The sequence below is a fragment of the Sanguibacter sp. Z1732 genome (assembly GCF_051020515.1).
Lineage (GTDB): Bacteria > Actinomycetota > Actinomycetes > Actinomycetales > Beutenbergiaceae > CALKWS01.
In genome coordinates this window covers 1,017,364-1,035,743 of record NZ_CP194857.1, presented here as the reverse complement: position 1 = coordinate 1,035,743, position 18,380 = coordinate 1,017,364, and the positions used below count along the sequence as shown (strand labels likewise).

Below are 18,380 nucleotides of genomic sequence, written 5' to 3'. Positions count from 1 at the left end.
CCACGGCTCGCACGGACACGAGCCCGGGGTACACGCAACCCCGGGCCGGACTGTGCCCTATGTTTCTCCTAATCGCACCCTTTGTGCAACGCGGCCGCCCTGCCGAGCAACGTGGCCACCCCGCCGACCAAGGAGTCCCATGCCCGGCCCAGTCCTCCCCGGACCCGCCCCCACCGGCCTCTTCGAGGCCTACATCTTCGACATGGACGGCACGGTCTACCTGGGTGAGGAGATGCTGCCCGGGGCCACCCGGTTGATCACCGAACTGCGCCGGCGGGGACTGCCGGTGCGGTTCCTGTCCAACAACCCCACCAAGGACCCGGGGCAGTACGCCGAGAAACTGGACCGGCTCGGCCTGCCCACCGCCGAGGACGAGATCGTCAACACCGTGGTGACGATGACACGGTGGCTGCAGACCCATCACCCGCAGGCGAAGGTCTTCCCGATCGCCGAGGAGCCACTCGTGCGGGCGTTGGGTGAGGCCGGTATCGCGATCACCGACGATCCGGCCCAGATCGACATCGTGATCGCCTCCTACGACCGCACCTTCACCTACGCCAAACTGCAGATCGCCTTCGATGCGCTGTGGTTCCACGGCCGAGCGATCCTGGTCACCACCAACCCGGATCGGTACTGCCCCTTCCCGGGCGGACGCGGGGAACCCGACGCCGCCGCGATCGTCGCGGCGATCGAGGCGTGCACCGGGGTGAAGCTGAGCAAGAACGTGGGCAAGCCGGATCCGGACATGCTCACCGCCGCGCTCGCCGGCCTCGATGTGGACCCTGTCAACGCCCTGATGGTGGGGGACCGGTTGCACACCGACATCCGGATGGCGGCCGACGCCAGCATGCCTTCGGCGATGGTGCTGACCGGGGACTCCACGGCCGACGAGGTGGCCGACACCGAACCCGCCCACCGGCCCACGTATGTGCTGGACCGGGTGGACCACATCCTTCCTGCCGCCCTGCGGGCCGAACTCGGCTGGGTGGAATAGCCGGGTAGGGGGTGGTCGGCCTGCCGGCAGCACGGACGACGACGAGGTGCACCCCGCGTGCAGGATGCACGACGGCGGGGCTCACCTGAGGTCGCCTGTGCCGGTCTGGCGGCATGCCCGATCCCTGGCAGACTGTGGGCGTGCCTTCCTCGCCCGCGGTATCGGACCCCGATGGTGACCACGGCTCCACCGATATCGAGGCGGACGTGCGTCCTCGCCGCGACGGTGATCGGGTGACCGCGTCCGGTTACGAGGGTACCGACCGTGCCGGGAGCGCCGACGGTCGGCCCGCGACCGCCGCCGATGCCGTCCATGACATGGACGTGGTACCGCCGGGCTGGCATCGCAAACTGCTTCCGGCATTCGGGGTGAGCCTGTCGGCGTTCCTGCTCTTCGGCGTCGAGGTGGGTTGGCCCGGCCATGCGGTGCTGATCGCCAGCCTGGGGGCGGCCTACCTGGTGGACCGCGGCCTGGCCAAGGACCTGCTGCTGATCGGCGTGGGTATCACGATCGTGTCCACCACATCGGTGGCGGCCGACGTGAGTTGGGACCGGTTCTTCACGATCGGGATCGTGCTGGCGCTCGCGGTGGCCACCCCGTTCCTGATCGACCGGCTGATCTACCGGCGCAAGGCGATCCGGTTCCCCTGGCGGGGCCACCGCAAATGGACCCCGGTGCAGAAGGGATACATGCTGCTGGTCCCGTTCCTGGGCTGGCTGATCCTGCCGTTCTACTTCATCCGATCCGGGGCGTACCAGAACTGGCCGGCCATCACCGACACCAGCGAGTTGGTCCGCTTCTTCATCGGCGTGAACTACGTGGGCACCTGGGATGAACTGTTCTTCATCTGCACCTGCTTCGTGCTGCTGCGCCGCCACTTTCCGATGTGGACGGCCAACATCCTGCAGGCCATCATCTTCGTCTCCTTCCTCTACGAACTGGGCTACACCCACTGGGGCCCGCTGCTGACCGCACCGTTCGCGCTGCTGCAGGGCTACATCTTCACCAAGACCCGCTCGCTGACCTACGTGGTGATCGTGCACCTGCTCTTCGACGTCATCGTTTTCCTCGCGATCGTGCACTCCCACAACCCGGACTTCTTCCCCTACTTCCTGTACTGATCCCGCGTCCACCGCGCCGGGGTCCCCGGGATGAGCCACCGGATCACCAGCCGCTCGTTCGACAGCGGATTCGCCGGGGACTTCGCCGGCGGCGATGTCACAGTTGGGGCATACGGTCGATCTCGTTGCTGACGAAAGCCGAGGAGTGTCGATGACCGCTGTGTCCTGCCCGCCCGGGGGGAAGCGTGAACGGGCGGAGGCTGCGCCGTCGTCGGGTGTCGTGGGCGTGGGCGAGCCGGGACCGGCCGTTGAGCGGGGTAAGCTGGCCAGCATGCTGGGCGGTAGTGGTGAGGCGGCGTTCGACTTCGTCGACCTCTTCGCCGGCGTCGGCGGGTTCCACGCCGTCCTCGGCGCCCTGGGCGGGCGGGCCACATTCGCCTCCGAGATCGACCCGGGGGCCGCCCGGGTGTACCGCGACAACTGGAACATGGGCGTGCACGGGGACATCATCCCGCTCACCGCCGAACGCATGGACGTGCCCGACCATGACGTGCTGGCCGCCGGCTTCCCCTGCCAACCGTTCTCCAAGTCCGGCTTCCAGAAGGGGATGGAGGAGACCCGCGGCACGCTGTTCTTCAACATCGCCCGGGTGCTGGAAGAACGCCGGCCCACCGCGATCCTGCTGGAGAACGTGCGCAACCTGGCCGGGCCGCGGCACCGCGACACCTGGGCCACCATCATCCGCACCCTGCGGGACCTGGGCTACCAGGTCTCGACCACCCCCACGATCTTCTCCCCGCACCTGCTCCCACCCGAGCTGGGCGGACGCCCGCAGGTGCGTGACCGGGTCTTCATCACCGGAACCTACGTGGGGCCGCGCCGGGCGTGGGCGCAGTCCTGGGACGAGCCCGTGGTGCCCAACCGGCCGGTGGCCCGGCCCGACGGCGGCCTCTGGGACCCGCACCGGTGGGATCTGCGGTCCGATCTACCGCTGCTGAGCGAGGAGGAGATCCCGGACCTGCAGCGCTACCGGCTCAGCCCCACCGAGACCGAGTGGATCAGCGTGTGGGATGAGTTCGTGCAGATCATGCGCCCGCGGGTGGCCACGCTGCCGGGCTTTCCGATCTGGGCCGATGCGTTCCTGCCCGAGCCGCAGATCACGCAGGGGACCCCGCTGTGGAAGGCGAACTTCCTGCGGAAGAACGCCGAGTTCTACCGCAGCCACCAGCGGGTGCTGGACGGCTGGCTGCAGCGGCATCAGCACCTGGCCCACTTCCCGGCCTCGAGACGCAAACTCGAGTGGCAGGCCCAGGACGCCGAGTCGCTGGGGTCCACGATCATGCACTTCCGGCCCTCCGGGATCAGAGCCAAGAAGCCCACCTACGTGCCGGCCCTGGTCGCGATCACCCAGACCACCATCCTGGGGGACAAACGGCGCCGGCTGACCCCGCGCGAGGCCGCCCGGTTGCAGGGCCTGCCCGATGATTCACCTTCGGCGACCAGCCAGCAGCCGCCTCCTACCGGCAGATGGGCAACGGGGTGAACGTCGGGGCCGCCTACTACGTGCTGCGCCAACACCTGCTGCGCACCATCGATGACGTCGAGGACCGCTCACCCGGCCTGGCCCGCGCGGTGCGGCAGGCGCCGGCCAACCCCGATGTGGCGATGGCGCCCGGCTCGGCCCTGGCGCAGTCCGGCGTCGCCTGAGAACCAGGCATGGGCGCACAGGTGGTCGACCAGCTCGGCCCGGACGGCACGGTGGTCCAGGACACCGACGCCAGGATCCGCCCGGCCGAGCGCGTGGCGATCCTGGGGCGGTATCTGCCGGAGGTCTACGTGCAGCAGGTGGGCTCCGAGAAGGTGCTGATAGCCGGGGACAACGCGTTGCTGGTGCGGCAGGTGCACCATCTGGGCCATCCCTGGCCAGGGTTCAAGAAGCGGATCCAGATACCGAACCAGTGGATCGGCATCCATCACCTGCTCCGGGAAGGTGGGCTGCGGCCGCGCTTCGTCGGCCTCTACCACTACGAAGGCACCACGATCTTCGTGGACTTCGACCCCGACACCTACGTGGCGCGGAAGGCGAACAACTCCGCCGCGCACGTGTCCTCCAATGATCTGTTCCAGGCCCAGGCGCGTGGCTCCTTCAGCCGTCGGGACCGGAACGGTAACCGGCTCACCAGCGTGCGCGCGGACTCCTTCGCGCACTATCTGCGCACCGGCGACGTGGGGACCGATCCGCATCTGGAGGTCCTGCAGCAGTTCAACGAGGTATTCATCGACGGTCAACTGACCATGTCCAGCACCGCGGTGCAGCGGATGCACCGGGCCGCCTGGCCCGACAGGTTCCAGGGCGAGTGGCCCGGCTTCTACCTGGAGTACCGGCTGGAGGAGTTCCTCCACGCCGGCGGCCACACCGACCGGGTGCGGCACCTGAAGAACAAGACCCCCGGCGGGTTCGACTACGACCTGCAGTTCCGTGACGGTCCCACCGTCGCCCACTACGGGGACCTGAAGGCCTCCGACCATGTGCAGAAGGAGGCCCCGGGTAACGACGCCGCCTCGGTGCGGGCGTGCGTGCAGGAGTACGGCAAGTTCTGGTTCGTGCTCTATGAGCACCAGACCTGGAAGGCCAAGGACAACCAGAACGCCGCCACGATCGAATGGAACAGGTGGCGCCGGGACGCCGGGTACGTGGCCCGGAAGGGGTTCAACGAACTGTCCTACGCCGGCCGGTTCAAGGAAGCGGTCCGGTTCTTCTCCATGAAGGTGCTGGAGGTCAACACCGGCAACTTCCACACCGTGCTCGGCGACTTCGCCCAGGGCCGCCAGCCCAGCGGCGATGCCCGGGCGCTGAAGGTGATGATCCGTAAGGACCGGATCGACAACTTTCTGGTGCACAGCCACCAGGTGGAGGTCCCCGAACCCGAACCGCTCGCCCCGGGTCGGTTAACTCCCCGCGCCGACACCACGTTGTGGTGAGGCCGGCGGCCCGGTGCTGTCCCGGTCCCGGCCCATGATCACCGCGGCCGGGCCGCTGTCGCCGTACCGGAAGTCCGGCAGGAGCTCGACGAACCCGGCCCGCCGGTACAGCCGGCGTGCCGGGTTCGTCGGGGCCGTGGCCAGCAGGACGCGTTGGTGCCGGGTGGTGTGCAACAGGTGATGCAGGAGCATGCCCCCGGTGCCCCTGCCCTGGTGCTCGGGGGCCACCACCAGTTCGGCGAGTTCGAAGGCGTCCTGCATCCAATCCGCATGGTCGGCCGCCTGCAGGGTGGGACCGATCTGTTCGGGCCACCAGTGCCCGCGTTCGAAGGTGAATCCGAAAGCGAAGCCCACCGACCCTCCGTCCACCCGGGCCAGCAGCAGCCGCGCGCCGTGGTACTCGCGCATACACCGGGTGTAGGTGTCGGTGAACTGCCGGGTGACCGAGGCCGGGTAGCCGAACGCGGCGGCGTAGAGGGTGGTGACCTCGTCGGCGCCGGTACCGCCTCGGCGCGGGTCAGGTCGACGATCACCTCCCGAACCCTAGTCCCATGTGGTGGGTGGCTCGCGGTCCCCGGCTTACCCGCGCCTGGACATGCCGCTCCCGGCACCGGGGAATGTCGCATTCCTGCACCGGCCACGCTTGTGCACACCTCGCCCCGTGGTGCCACGGCAGGGCATCTGGGCACGTACCCTCCTTGCGGGAAGGAGTGTGCATGGAAGCGATCGAACGGGAGCAGCGCACCGGGGATGCGCCGCTCGTGATCCGCAGGGTGCGGTTGCCAGGGCCGGTGGCAGCCGACGACGGCGTACCCGGCCGGGCCGGGAATGGTCACCCTGCCGTGGCGGGCGGCCCGGGCGAGCAGGTGTGGGACGCCGCGATCGCGGACGGTCGGGTCGTACGGATGGTCCCCACCGGGCACCTGGAGGCACCGGCCGGGTCCGACCAGATTGACGCCGAGGGCCGCTTCCTGCTGCCGGGCCTGTGGGATGAGCACACCCACATGGTGCAGTGGGCCCTGGCGATGTCCCGGTTGGACCTGAGCGGGGCGACCTCGGCGGCACAGGTGATGGACCTGGTGCGCACCGCCCTGCCTACGGACCGCCCCGTGGTGGGTTACGGATTCCGTGACGCGCTGTGGCCCGACGTTCCGAGCCGGGATCTCCTCGATCAGGTAGCCGGTTCGGTGCCCGTGGTGCTCGTCTCGGGTGACCTGCACTGCGCCTGGGTGAACACCGCCGGCGCGGACCTGCTGCAGGTTACGGTCGGGGCCGACGGGCTGGTCCGTGAGGGCGCGTGGTTCGAGGCGATGCCCCGGCTGGACGCTGCGACCGTAGCCGGGGCGGAAGGCGCCCTGGCCAAGGCGTTGCCGCTGTTGGCGGCCCGCGGTGTGGTCGGTGTGGTGGACCTGGAGTGGGCGGACAACATCAGCGACTGGCGCACCCGGCTCAGCGCCGCCGTGCCGGCCCTGGTCCGGGTGGAGGCCGGGATCTACCCCGACCGGCTCCCGGCGGCGCTGGCCGAGGGTTGGCGCAGTGGCCAGGTGGTGCCCGGAACCGGTGGGCTGGTGCGGGTGGGACCGCTGAAGATCCTCTCCGACGGGTCGCTGAACACCCGCACCGCGCTGTGCCGCGACCCCTACCGGGGATCAGCCCAGGTGGACCGGGCTCCCGGCGGGGGCTATGGGTACCGGGAGTACGACGTGAGCGAGATGGTGGAACTGGTCCGGCGGGCAGCCGGTGGAGGCATCACCGCCACGGTGCACGCGATCGGGGATCTGGCTGTCACCGCCGCACTGGACGCCTTCGAGGCCACCGGCTCCGGCGGCCGGATCGAGCACGCCCAGTTGGTGCACCCCTCCGATCATGCGCGGTTCGCCGCCCTGGGCGTGGTGGCCGGTGTGCAACCAGAGCACGCCATGGATGACCGGGATCTGGCCGAGCAGTACTGGCCCGAGCGCACAGGGTGGTGCTTCCCGCTGGCGGACCTGGCCCGGGCCGCCGGCGCGACGATCCGCTTGGGTTCGGACGCGCCGGTGGCGCCACTGGACCCGTGGGTGACGATCAGCGCCGCGGTGACCCGCAGCCGGGACGGCCGGGAGCCGTGGCACCCCGAGCAGGCGCTACCGGTCTCGACGGCGCTGGCAGCCAGTACGCGCGGGAAGGGGAGTGTGCGCGCGGGCCAGGACGCCGACCTGGTGCTGACCGACGTCGACCCCCACACCGCGGACGGTCAGGCGCTGCGGACCATGCCGGTCTGGGCGACCATGGTCGCCGGTCGGTGGACATACGGTCCCGCCTGAGCCGGCGGGCACCGGCCGGCCGGAGCCCGCCCGAGTGAGGCGTCCCGGGCCAGGCGCGCACTCGGCGCGTGCGCGTCAGTCAGCGCGCAGCGCGGGAGGCGAGCAACCAGCGGATCCCGGCCACCACCAGGACCAGCAGCAACACGAACATGATGGTGCTGGCGATGATCGCCCCGGGGTTGTCAGCATCCCCGGCGAACAGGTCGCCCAGGTCCATGAGGTTCGGCAGGGAGCCCAGCGCCCCCAGCAGCGCCAGCACCAGGACCACGACCAGGGCGGGTTTACGGGCCTTCGTCCCGCGTGCGATCAGGGCACAGACCAGCAGCAGCACCCCCACGAAGGCGGGGATCAGCGCGGTGATGCTGGCGGCAGCGGTGGCGATGTAGGCCACGGCGCCGGTGGCGATCAGGGCGATGGACACGAGCAGAGTCAGGGTAATCACGGATCTTGCCTCGGTTCGGGGCTGATGGCCGACTTGATCCTACCGGCTGTAGGAGTCGATTCCGCCACACTCCGACCCGGGGCGGTCGCCGCCGACTCAACCCCCGGCGTGCTCACCCCACTCCAGCGTCCGAGCCAACGGCACTCCGGGCCGGTAGGCCAGGTGCGTCCGGGTCGGGGCGTCCAGCACCGCCAGGTCCGCCCGCGCCCCGACCCCCAGGTGCCCCACGTCCTCGCGCCGCAGCGCTGCCGCGCCACCGGTGGTGGCCGCCTGGATCGCCTCGTCCACGCTCATCCCCATCTCCCGCACCGCCAGGGCGATGCACAGCGGCATCGAGGAGGTGAAGGAGGTGCCGGGGTTGCAGTCGGTGGACAGTGCCACGGCGACCCCGGCGTCCAGCAACCTGCGCGCATCGGGGTAGGGCGACCGGGTGGAGAACTCCACCCCGGGCAGCAGAGTGGCCACGGTGTCCGAGCCGGCCAGGGCCATCACGTCCTCATCGGACAGGTACGTGCAGTGGTCCACGCTGACCGCCCCCAGTTCCACCGCCAGTTGTGCCCCGGGCCCGTACCCGAGTTGGTTGCCGTGCACGCGCAGACCCAGGCCCGCCCGGGCGCCCGCCTCCAGCACTGCCCGGGACTGCTCACCGTCGAAGGCCGAGGCCGCCGCCGGTTCACAGAACACATCCACCCACCGGGCGTGCGGGGCGCACTCGCGCAGCATCGGCCCCCTGACCAGGTCGACGTACGCGTCGGCCCGCCCGGCGAACTCCGGTGGTACCACGTGCGCACCCAGGAAGGTGACCTCCGGGGTCACCTCCGCCGCCAGTTGCAGCGAGCGCACCTCGTTGGCCACGTCCAGGCCATAACCGGACTTGACCTCCATCGTGGTGGTGCCCTGGGCGCGGGCCTCGGCCACGAACGCCCGGAGCCGCTCACGCAGCACTCGCGTGGAGGCCTCCCGGGTGGCCGCCACGGTCACGGCGATCCCGCCGCCGTCGTAGGACTGCCCGCTCATCCGGGCGGCGAACTCCGCCGAGCGGTCCCCGGCGAAAACCAGGTGGGTGTGGGAGTCCACGAACCCCGGCAGCACGCATGCCCCGTCGACGTCGATGCGGGCGTCGGCCGCGGGTGTCGCCCGGCCCCGGCCAACCCAGGCGACCCGCCCGCGCGGGCGGCTGACGCCGTCACCGGCCACCGGAGCAGACCCGCCGGGCCCGGGCAGACCGCCCGCCGAGGCTGCGTCGTCGTCGGTCTCGATGACGAGGGCGGCGTCCTCGAGCACCCCCAGCGGGCCGGTGCCCAGCGCCGGGTCACCGGTCACCAGTTCTGCGATCCCGGTGATCGCGATGGCGGCCATCAGGTCTCCGAACCGGGCGCGGTGTGCATCGGGATCGGGACGCCGTGGTCACGGGCTACCTGCTCGGCGGGCTCATACCCCGCGTCCACGTGCCGGATGATGCCCATCGCCGGGTCGTTGCTGAGCACGCGCGCCAGTTTCCGGGCGGCCAGGTCGGTGCCGTCGGCCACGCTGACCTGGCCGGCGTGGATGGAGCGCCCGATGCCCACCCCGCCGCCGTGGTGCAGCGAGACCCAGGTGGCCCCGGAGGAGGCGGCGACCATGGCGTTGAGCATCGGCCAGTCCGCGATCGCATCGGACCCGTCGGCCATCGCCTCGGTCTCGCGGTAGGGGGAGGCCACCGAGCCGCAGTCCAAGTGATCCCGGCCGATCACGATCGGAGCGCGCAGGGTGCCATCGGCCACCATCTCGTTGAACCGCAGGCCCGCGCGATCGCGTTCGCCGTGACCGAGCCAGCAGATCCGCGCGGGCAGCCCCTCGAAGCTGACCCGCTCCTGGGCGGCGCGGATCCACCGACGCAGGTGGTCGTTCTCGCCGAAGAGGTCCAGGACCGCCTCGTCGGTCGCGGCGATATCGGCGGGGTCCCCGGACAGCGCCGCCCACCGGAAGGGGCCCTTGCCCGCACAGAACAGCGGACGGATGTATGCCGGGACGAACCCGGGGATCTCGAAGGACCGGTCGTACCCGCCCTTGCGGGCCTCGTCGCGGATGGAGTTGCCGTAGTCGAACACCTCCGCGCCGGCATCGGCGAAGCCGACCATCGCCTCCACGTGCGCCGCCATCGATTCCTGGGCGCGGACGGTGAACTCCTCGGGGTTGGCGGCGGCGTAGTCGTGCCAGTCGGCCAGGTCCACACCCTGGGGCAGGTAGGAGAGTGGATCGTGCGCCGAGGTCTGGTCGGTGACCACATCGATGGCCACGTCCCGGCGGAGCAGTTCGGTGAACACGTCCGCGGCGTTGCCCACCACACCCACCGAGACCGCCTCGCGCGCAGCCCGGGCCGTCTCCACCCGGGTGACGGCGGCATCGAGGTCCTCTGCGACCTCATCCAGGTACCGGGTGCCGACCCGACGGCGCAGCCGAGCCCCGTCCACGTCCACCACCAGGCACACCCCGCCATTGAGCGTCACCGCCAGGGGTTGCGCACCGCCCATCCCGCCGCACCCGCCGGTCAGGGTCAGTGTCCCGGCCAGGGTGCCGCCGAACCTCTTTGCGGCCACCGCGGCGAAGGTCTCGTAGGTGCCCTGCAGGATGCCCTGCGTTCCGATGTAGATCCAGGAGCCGGCCGTCATCTGTCCGTACATCGTGAGCCCGAGCTGCTCCAGGCGCCGGAACTCCGGCCAGGTGGCCCAGTCGCCCACCAGGTGGGAGTTGGCGATCAGCACCCGCGGTGCCCATTCGTGGGTGCGCATCACACCGACGGGTTTACCGGACTGGACCAGCAGGGTCTCATCGGCCTCCAGGCCGGTCAGCGTGGCCACGATCGCGCGATAGCTGGGCCAGTCGCGCGCCGCTCTACCGGTGCCGCCGTAGACCACCAGGTCCTCGGGGCGTTCGGCCACCGCTGGGTCGAGGTTGTTCATCAGCATCCGCAGGGGTGCCTCGGTCTGCCAGGACTTGGCGGTCAGGGCGGTCCCGGTGGGGGAGCGGACGACGTCGTGACTGCTCATGGCCACGACGGTACCGAAGTGGGCCGCGGCGCACCCGGGATCGAACGGCCTGAACCGCCGGCCCCGGGACGCGGCCCGGGGTGTCAGTGGTACTGCGGCTGGGCGGAGCCGGAGGTGCCGGCATCGCCGGCGCCGGGCGCGTCATGTCCGGTGGGATCCCCGACGACGGGTTCGGCCCCGGTCTCGGAGTTACCGGCGTAGCACCGGGCCTTGCCCAGCACCGCCACCGTCACGGGCGTGCCTGGTTGCAGTGCCGCCTGGGGGCCGTCGACCACCCGGGAGAGCACCGTGGTGTGATCCCCGGCTCGTAGGATCACCAGGGCGTCGTGGCCGTAGTAGTCCACCGACACCACGGTGGCCGGAGCGCCGGGACCCTCGGTGGGGTGGATGGTGACCTGCTCGGGGCGCAGCATGACCTGGGTCTGCCCCGGACCGGGTGTCCCGGTGACACCCAACCAACCGAGCACCGTGCGCACCCGCTGCCCGTCGCGCTCCAGGACCGGCAGCAACTGCGCCTCGCCCACGAACCCGGCCACCCAGGGGTCCACCGGCGCGCGGTAGATCTCAGCGGGACGGCCCGCCTGCAGGATCCGCCCGGCGCGCATCACCGCGATCTCATCGGCCATCGACAACGCCTCGGCCTGGTCGTGTGTGACCATCAACGCGGTGGCCCCGTCCTCGGCCAGCGCCTGGCGGACGACCTGGCGCACCTCGGTGCGCAGGGTGGCGTCCAGGGCGCTGAACGGTTCATCCAGCAGCACCAGCGGAGGCCGGGGCGCGAGTGCCCGGGCGACCGCCACGCGCTGCTGTTGTCCGCCGGAGAGCTCGTGCGGCATCCGGCTGCCGAGGCCGGACAGGCCGACCAGGTCCAGGCATTCAGCGACCCGGTCCCGGGTGCCGCGACGGCCCAGTTTGCGCCGGCCCAGGCCGAACGCGATGTTGTCCGCCACCGACAGGTGCGGGAACAGGCCGCCGTCCTGCGGCACGATGGCTGCGTGGCGCCGGTGCGGCGGCAGGTGCACCCCGGGCAGGGACACCGCCCGACCTTCCAGGGCGATGCGGCCGGCGTCGATCTCCTCGAACCCGGCGAGGACTCGCAGCAGTGTGGTCTTGCCGCAGCCGGAGGGCCCGAGCACCGCGAGCAGTTTGCCCGCGCCCAGGCTCAGGTCCACGCCGTCCAGGGCCCGCACCTGGCCGAAGGCCTTGTGCACCTGGACTACTTCGACAGCACTCACGGGTTCCACCCTCACACTCTCCGGCGCCACCTGGGGGTGAGGTTTCTCACTGCTCACGCCGGCCCCGCGGATCCCGCTGCGGACCGTCAGCAGCCAGGTGGGCAGCGCGGCGACCAGGACCAGCAGCACGGCGTAGGGCGCGGCCTCGGCGTAGCGCTGCACCTCGGTGGCCGACCACAGCCGGGTGGCCAGGGTCTCCATCCCGGTGGGCCGCAGCAGCAACGTGGCCGGCAACTCCTTCATGCACGCCAGGAACACCAGCGCGGCTCCGGCGCGCACACCCGGGAGCGTGAGCGGGAGGGTCACCCGTGCCCAGGTGCGCCCCGGGCCCTCCCCGAGGGAGTGGCTCACTTCCTCCAGTCCGGGCGGTGCCTTCGCGGCGGCCCCGGCCACCGCGGCCAGGGCCAGGGGCAGGAACAACGTGGCATACCCCACGGCGAGCAACCAGACGCTTTGGTAGAGCGGGAGCAGCACGGCCACGCCCAGGAACACCAGTGACAGACCGACCACCACTCCGGGCAGGCCGTGCGCGAGATAGGCGGCGTGTTCCAGCGCCCGGGCCAGCCGTCCGGGGTGACGGGCCGCGTACAGCCCCACCGGGATCGCCAGCGCCGTGGTCACCAGCGCACCCGCGAGGGCCAGCCCGATAGACCCGGACGCTGCGCTGAGCACCTCCCTGACCGAGCCGGGCTGGGACAGACCGCGGGCGGACCAGCGAGCCATCGCGACCGCCGGGACCCCGAGGGCGACCAGTGCGGTGCCCATCATGGTGGCGTAGGCGACCCAGCGCCCGTACTTCCCGAGTTGGTGCATGGGGGCGGAGCGACGCACCCCGCTGCCGGTGCGGGCGTACCGGGCGCCACGGCGGCGGGTGCTGTGCTCGATCGCCAGGATCAGCAGCGTGAGCAGCACGAGCATGCTGGCCAGGCTGAGTGCGCCGATCCGGTCGAAGCCCGAACCCAGGGCGGTGAAGATCGCGCGAGTGAAGGTGTCCACCGCAGCAGCGACACCGCTCCGAAGTCCGACAGCGCGTAGAGCACGGCGAGCAGGCCACCGGCGGCGATGGCCGGGCGCACTTGCGGGAGGGTGACGGTCATCAGGGTCTGCCACGGGCCCCGGCCCAGGGAGCGGGACACCTCCTCCTGCCCGGCGTCTGTCGCGGCCAGCGCCGCGGCCACCGGCAGATACACGTACGGCGCGGTGTAGAGGGTCAGCACCAGGGCGGCGGCCCAGAACCCCTCGAACCTGGCGGTTGAGGACCACAGGTCCGCCACCGCCGACCAGCTGAACGCGGCGACGTAACTGGGCACCGCCAGCGGCAGTGCCGCCACCACCGCCCAGAGGCGCCGCCCGGGCAGATCGGTGCGGGTGACCAGGTAGGCGCTGCCGACGCCGAGCGCCAGGCACCCGATCGCCACGACCAGGGCGAGCAGCATGGACGTGGCTGCCAGTGTCCCCACCCGCGGGCGGGTCACCGCGGCGAGCCAGGCATCGGCCCGGCCCCGGCGACGCGCGCGATCAGATAGGCCAGCGGCACCAGTGCCACCGCGGTGGCGACCAGGGCGGCCGCGGTCAGTGCTGGGTGTGCGCGCTGGGTCAGGACAATCCCGCCTCACTGATCATCTCGACGGTGGTCTGCAGGTCGTCGAGGTCGTTCAGGTCGATCCCGGGCTGGTCCAGACCGGTCAGGGGCGGCAACTCCTCGTCGGCCTCGATGCCCTCGACCATGGGGTACTCGTGGGTCTGGTCGCGGAAGTACTCCTGCCCGGTGGGGCTGAGCAGGTAGTCGATGAGTTCCTGGGCGGCCGGTGAGGGCTCCCCACCCAGCGCGCCGATCCCGGAGATATTCACCAGGCCGCCGGCGTCACCGCCGGCGAAGAAGTGCTGGGCCACATCCAGGTCCTCCGGTTCCACGCCCTCCTCCTCGGCCTGTTCGAAGAGGTAGTAGTGGTTGACCAACCCGACGTCGAACACCCCCGCGTCCACGTCCGCGACGATCATGCCGTTGCGTTCGCGGAGCTGCGGGTCGTTCGCAGCCAGGTCCGAGAGCCACTGCCGGGCCACGTCGTCGCCCTCCATCAGGCGGATCGCGGTGACGAACGCCTGGAAGGAGGCGTTGGTCGGTGCGATGCCCACCCGGCCCCGCCATTGCTCCTCGGTCAGTTCGAAGACGGACTCGGGCAGTTCCTCGGCGCTGACCGCGTCCTTGTTGTAGACCAGCACCCGGGAGCGGCCGGTCAGCCCGACCCAGGTGCCGTCGGCGGAGCGGTAGGCGGAGGGGACCAGGTCGAGCGTGTCCTGTGGCAGCGGCGCCAGCAGTCCATCGGCAGCGAGCGCCCCGAGCGCGCCGGCATCCTGGGCGAGGAAGGCATCGGCGGGGCTGCGGTCCCCTTCCTCCAGGAGTTGGGCAGCCATCTCCGCAGTCCCGCCGTACCGCACCGAGACCTCGATCCCGGTCTCCTCGGTGAAGGAGTCCAGCACCGGCTGCACCAGGGCCTCGTTTCGGCCGCTGTAGAGGGTCAGGGACTCCTCGTCCGAGCCGTCACCGGAGCCGCACGCGGTCAGCCCGGCCAGGACCAGTCCGGCGATCGCGGTCGGTGCCAGCCATGTGCGCATCATGGGTGCTCTGAGAGGCATCGCGTCTGTTCTCCTGAGATCGGGGGCCCGACTGGTCATGTCTTAAGTAAGGCTAACCTTACTAGACGGTGGTGGGAAGCCGTGCCGGAGGTGCTCAGGCCAGGGAACCGGTGACCTCGCTCACTGCGGTGAGCAGGGAACCGTCCAGGAGCACCTGGTGGGCCGCCTCGATCTGGGGGCTGAGATGCTCGTCCGGGCCGGGCTCGCTGACGCCGGCGGCCCGCAGTACGCCTCTGGCTGCACCGGTGGCCGGGCCCGGCTGCAGCGGCCGGCGCAGGTCCATGCCGCGTGCGGCGGTGAGGATCTCGATCGCGAGCACCCGGCGCAGGCCGTCCACGGCGCGGCGCAGTTTGCGGGCCGCGGCCCATCCCATCGAGACGTGATCCTCCTGCATCGCCGAGGAGGGGATGGAGTCCACGCTGGCCGGGACGGCCAGGCGTTTGAGTTCGGAGACGATCCCGGCGGCGGTGTACTGGACGATCATCAGCCCGGAGTCCACGCCCGGATCCTGGGCCAGGAACGCCGGCAGGCCCGCGTTGCGGGCGGTGTCGAGGAAGCGGTCGGTGCGCCGCTCGCTCATCGACGCGACGTCGGCGGCGGCGATCGCCAGGAAGTCCAGCACGTAACCGACCGGGGCGCCGTGGAAGTTCCCGTTGGACTCCACCCGCCCGTCCAGGGTCACCACCGGGTTGTCGATCACCGAGGCCAGTTCCACCTCGAGGACACCCCGCGCGTGGGACAGGGTGTCCCGGGCGGCCCCGTGCACCTGGGGAACACATCGCAGTGAGTAGGGGTCCTGCACGTGGGAACAGTCCGGGCCGCGGTGGGAGGACACGATGCCGGAGCCGGCCATCAGGGTGCGCAGGTTCGCGGCCGAGGCCGCCTGTCCCGGGTGCGGGCGCAACGCCTGCAGGTCCGCGGCGAAGACTGCGTCGGTGCCCAGCAACGCCTCCACGCTCATCGCCGCCGCGACGTCGGCGACCTGGAGCAGGTGCCTCAGGTCGGCACAGGCCAGGGCCAGTGTGCCGGTCATCCCGTCGGTGCCGTTGATCAGCGCCAGGCCCTCCTTCTCGGCCAGTTCGACCGGTGCCAGACCGGCGCGCAGAAGTGCGGTGCGTGCCGGATGGGCGTGGCCGTCCCGGGTGCGCACGGTGCCTTCGCCCATCAGGGCCAGCGCCGCGTGGGCCAGCGGGGCGAGGTCGCCGGAGCAGCCCAGCGACCCGAACTCGTGCACCACCGGCGTCAACTGGGCGTTGAGCAGGTCCGCGAAGGCACGCACGGTGCTCTCGCGCACGCCGGTGCGGGCCGAGGCGAGCGTGGCCAGGCGCAGCAGCATCAGCGCACGGACCACCTCGGTCTCCACCTCCGGTCCGGTGCCGGCCGCATGGGAGCGGATCAGCCCTTGCTGCAGCCGGGTGCGCCGTTCGGGTGGGATGTGGGTGGTGGCCAGGGCCCCGAACCCGGTGGAGACCCCGTAGTGGGGCCGTTCGGCGTCCACCAGTGACTCCACGTGCCGGCGGCTGTCGGCGACCTCGGTCAGGACCTCGGGCGGCAGGTGGACCGGGGCGCCGTCGCGGGCCACGGCCACCACGTCGTCAACGCTCAGCGGGATGGTGCCGAGCGTGACCGCGTTCGCGATGGGTGCATCGTGCATGGGCTTATCCCATCACGCCCGGCCACCTGCGTGGGCGAGTCCGCCGCTCGCCGGCCCGGGCGGCCGGTCACTTCGCCTACTCTCCCGCCGGACCGGGCTGCCCGGCCGCGAAGTAGTCGACCAGTTCGGCATCGAGGGCGGGCACCTCCACGACGCCGCTACCCTCGCGCAGCGACCGGGTGGCCATGATGCCGGCGGCCACCGCATCGCGGGCGCCGACCGGGGAGGTGGAGGTGATGCCACCCTCGACGGCGAACCGGAGGAACTCATCGACCAGCAGGCGGTCCGCCCCGCCGTGACCGCCCCCGGCCGCGGGCACCTCGAACGTCTCATCGGGTGGTGCGCTGCCCTGGTGGCGTCGATTCCACAGATGCACCTGGGAACCAGGTGTGTCGCCCATGTTCTCGATGCGTCCGTGCGTGCCGATCACCGTGTAGTTTCGCCAGTAGTCGGGGGTGTAGTGGCACTGGTCGTAGGTGGCCAGCACCCCGTTGCCCAGTGCGAGCTGGACGTGCGAGAGGTCCTCCACATCCACCACCGGGTTCAGTCCGGTGTGGGCGGTGGCCGGCCAGTTCTCCAGGGACCACCAGTCGGTCATCCGTTGCCCGCTGCGATCGGTGCGGTCGGGGTTGTGTGCGTACACGCTCATCGCCCCCATCGCCTGCACCCGGGTGGCCGGTGCGCCGGCGAGCCAGTGGATCACGTCGATGTCGTGGGCGCCCTTCTGCAGCAGCAGGGAGTGGCTCCTGGACCGGTCGGCATGCCAGTCCTTGAAGTAGTAGTCCCCGCCGTGGCCGACGAAGTGCCGGCACCAGATCGCCTTGACCGCACCGATGCGGCCCTGCTCGATGAGGGAGCGCATCAGCGTGATCACCGGCAGGTGTCGCATGTTGTGTCCCACGTACAGCCGTGTCCCGGTGCGGCGGGCGGTCGCCAGCATCTGATCGGCCTCGGCCAGGTCCACCGTCAACGGCTTCTCGCAGAACACCGGCAGCTTCGCCTCCAACGCCGCCAGCACCGGGGCGGTGTGCAGGTGGTCGGGGGTGAGCACCATGACGGCGTCGACGTCGGAGGTGAGCAACTCCTCCAGGTCCGCCGTCAGCAGCACCTCGCCGAACGCCTCGGCAGCCTCGGCCAGCGCGCGCTCACTGGGGTCGCATACCGCGGTGACGACCGAGCCTGCACCGGGGCGGTGGGCCTCCCTGGCGATGCTGCCCCGCAATCCGTAACCGACCACGCCTACGCGGACGACCATCCATCTCTCCTTCGCTGCGTCACTTCTCCTGGCGGCGACCGGCCCGGTTCCTTCGTGATGCTCCAACCGCCGTGCGATGATCTCGGCCCGGTGCTGCAACCGGCGTGCTCGACGCGCAGAAGCCGATCACCTCGGCCGCCTCCGGTGGTGCGCCCGGGCCGCGGCGGCCGCTGGTTCGCCGGTGCTGGTCCTGGCACGCTGGTCCCATCGCCGACAGTACCGGGAGGTCGCTCACCATGCTCAGTGCACATCACGGGGACATCACCGCGCAGGACGTCGACGCCATCGTGAACGCAGCCAACTCCTCACTCCTGGGCGGTGGTGGGGTGGACGGCGCGATCCACGCCGCAGCCGGGCCGGACCTGCTCGCCGAGTGCCGCCGGCTTCGCGACACGGCTCTCCCCGACGGCCTCGGGGTGGGGGAGGCGGTCGTCACCGGTGCCGGGAACCTGGCCGCCCGGTGGGTGATCCACACGGTGGGCCCGAACCGCCACCGCGGCCAGCGGGACCCGGATCTGCTCGCCGCCTGCTTCACCAACTCGTTGCGCCAGGCGGCGGGCGTGGGCGCCACCTCGGTGGCCTTCCCGGCGATCAGCGCCGGTGTGTACGGGTGGGATCCGGAGCAGGTGGCCCGGGTCGGCGTGAGCGCGGTGCGAGCGTTCCTGGCCGACGACGACGCCATCACCCAGGTGCGGTTCGTGCTGTTCAGCCGGGACGTCCTGGGGCACTTCGAAGCCGCCCTGGCGGGCGGCTCGACCTGAGCCGGTCCGTCCGGGCCGGGCACGCAG

At 71.1% G+C, this 18,380-nt stretch carries 15 protein-coding genes and 1 pseudogene; 7 read left to right on the top strand and 9 right to left on the bottom strand.

Annotated elements, in window-relative coordinates:
* Positions 1–139: 139 nt before the first annotated feature.
* From ACRRRO_RS05595 to ACRRRO_RS05575, 5 genes are all read left to right on the top strand, one after another.
* Positions 140–994, top strand: coding sequence for an HAD-IIA family hydrolase (locus ACRRRO_RS05595; RefSeq protein ID WP_424797443.1), 855 nt, complete (start codon positions 140–142; stop codon positions 992–994).
* A 140-nt stretch (positions 995–1,134) separates the two neighbouring features.
* Positions 1,135–2,115 carry a CPBP family glutamic-type intramembrane protease gene (locus ACRRRO_RS05590; RefSeq protein ID WP_424797444.1) on the top strand — a complete coding sequence of 327 codons (981 nt, stop codon included), beginning with the start codon at positions 1,135–1,137 and terminating at the stop codon, positions 2,113–2,115.
* Between the two features lie 151 nt (positions 2,116–2,266).
* Complete coding sequence (gene dcm / locus ACRRRO_RS05585) at positions 2,267–3,598, top strand: DNA (cytosine-5-)-methyltransferase (RefSeq protein WP_434081196.1); 1,332 nt, start codon at positions 2,267–2,269, stop codon at positions 3,596–3,598.
* On the top strand, positions 3,583–3,762 hold the full coding sequence (locus tag ACRRRO_RS05580; protein ID WP_434081195.1) for a hypothetical protein: 180 nt from the start codon (positions 3,583–3,585) through the stop codon (positions 3,760–3,762). Before dcm ends, ACRRRO_RS05580 begins: the two co-directional genes overlap by 16 nt.
* Positions 3,763–3,771: 9 nt before the next feature.
* Positions 3,772–5,037 (top strand): hypothetical protein, encoded by a 1,266-nt coding sequence (locus ACRRRO_RS05575; protein ID WP_424797446.1) that lies wholly within the window; start codon positions 3,772–3,774, stop codon positions 5,035–5,037.
* On the opposite strand, the pseudogene ACRRRO_RS05570 reads toward ACRRRO_RS05575, so the two are convergent.
* Positions 5,005–5,460: pseudogene (locus ACRRRO_RS05570) on the bottom strand (GNAT family N-acetyltransferase); the annotation flags it as partial. The gene ACRRRO_RS05575 and the pseudogene ACRRRO_RS05570 sit on opposite strands and share 33 nt — an antisense overlap.
* 293 nt (positions 5,461–5,753) lie before the next feature.
* Here ACRRRO_RS05570 and ACRRRO_RS05565 point away from each other — a divergent pair.
* Positions 5,754–7,340, top strand: coding sequence for an amidohydrolase (locus ACRRRO_RS05565; protein WP_434081194.1), 1,587 nt, complete (start codon positions 5,754–5,756; stop codon positions 7,338–7,340).
* Positions 7,341–7,419: 79 nt separating this feature from the next.
* Here ACRRRO_RS05565 and ACRRRO_RS05560 read toward each other — a convergent pair whose 3' ends face one another.
* From ACRRRO_RS05560 to ACRRRO_RS05525, 8 genes are all read right to left on the bottom strand, one after another.
* Positions 7,420–7,782, bottom strand: coding sequence for a hypothetical protein (locus ACRRRO_RS05560; RefSeq protein ID WP_424797449.1), 363 nt, complete (start codon positions 7,780–7,782; stop codon positions 7,420–7,422).
* Between the two features lie 96 nt (positions 7,783–7,878).
* Positions 7,879–9,141, bottom strand: a complete 1,263-nt coding sequence (gene hutI / locus ACRRRO_RS05555; RefSeq protein ID WP_424797450.1) for an imidazolonepropionase — start codon at positions 9,139–9,141, stop codon at positions 7,879–7,881.
* Complete coding sequence (locus ACRRRO_RS05550) at positions 9,141–10,811, bottom strand: urocanate hydratase (protein ID WP_424797451.1); 1,671 nt, start codon at positions 10,809–10,811, stop codon at positions 9,141–9,143. Before ACRRRO_RS05550 ends, hutI begins: the two co-directional genes overlap by 1 nt.
* An 83-nt stretch (positions 10,812–10,894) precedes the next feature.
* Positions 10,895–13,042, bottom strand: coding sequence for an ATP-binding cassette domain-containing protein (locus ACRRRO_RS05545; RefSeq protein WP_434081193.1), 2,148 nt, complete (start codon positions 13,040–13,042; stop codon positions 10,895–10,897).
* A complete protein-coding gene (locus ACRRRO_RS05540; protein ID WP_434081192.1) occupies positions 12,940–13,521 on the bottom strand; it encodes an ABC transporter permease in 582 nt (193 codons plus the stop codon). The genes ACRRRO_RS05545 and ACRRRO_RS05540 overlap by 103 nt, the downstream gene beginning before the upstream one ends.
* Positions 13,522–13,642: 121 nt before the next feature.
* A complete protein-coding gene (locus ACRRRO_RS05535; protein WP_434081191.1) occupies positions 13,643–14,665 on the bottom strand; it encodes an iron ABC transporter substrate-binding protein in 1,023 nt (340 codons plus the stop codon).
* A gap of 112 nt (positions 14,666–14,777) precedes the next feature.
* Positions 14,778–16,337, bottom strand: coding sequence for a histidine ammonia-lyase (hutH, locus tag ACRRRO_RS05530; protein WP_424797455.1), 1,560 nt, complete (start codon positions 16,335–16,337; stop codon positions 14,778–14,780).
* Positions 16,338–16,413: 76 nt separating this feature from the next.
* Positions 16,414–17,592: a Gfo/Idh/MocA family protein gene (locus tag ACRRRO_RS05525; protein WP_424797456.1), complete on the bottom strand. Its 1,179-nt coding sequence runs from the start codon at positions 17,590–17,592 to the stop codon at positions 16,414–16,416.
* Between the two features lie 236 nt (positions 17,593–17,828).
* Here ACRRRO_RS05525 and ACRRRO_RS05520 point away from each other — a divergent pair, with 236 nt between their 5' ends.
* The gene (locus tag ACRRRO_RS05520) at positions 17,829–18,353 is read left to right on the top strand and encodes an O-acetyl-ADP-ribose deacetylase (protein WP_424797457.1); all 525 of its coding nucleotides are present in this window, start codon (positions 17,829–17,831) and stop codon (positions 18,351–18,353) included.
* Positions 18,354–18,380: the final 27 nt, after the last annotated feature.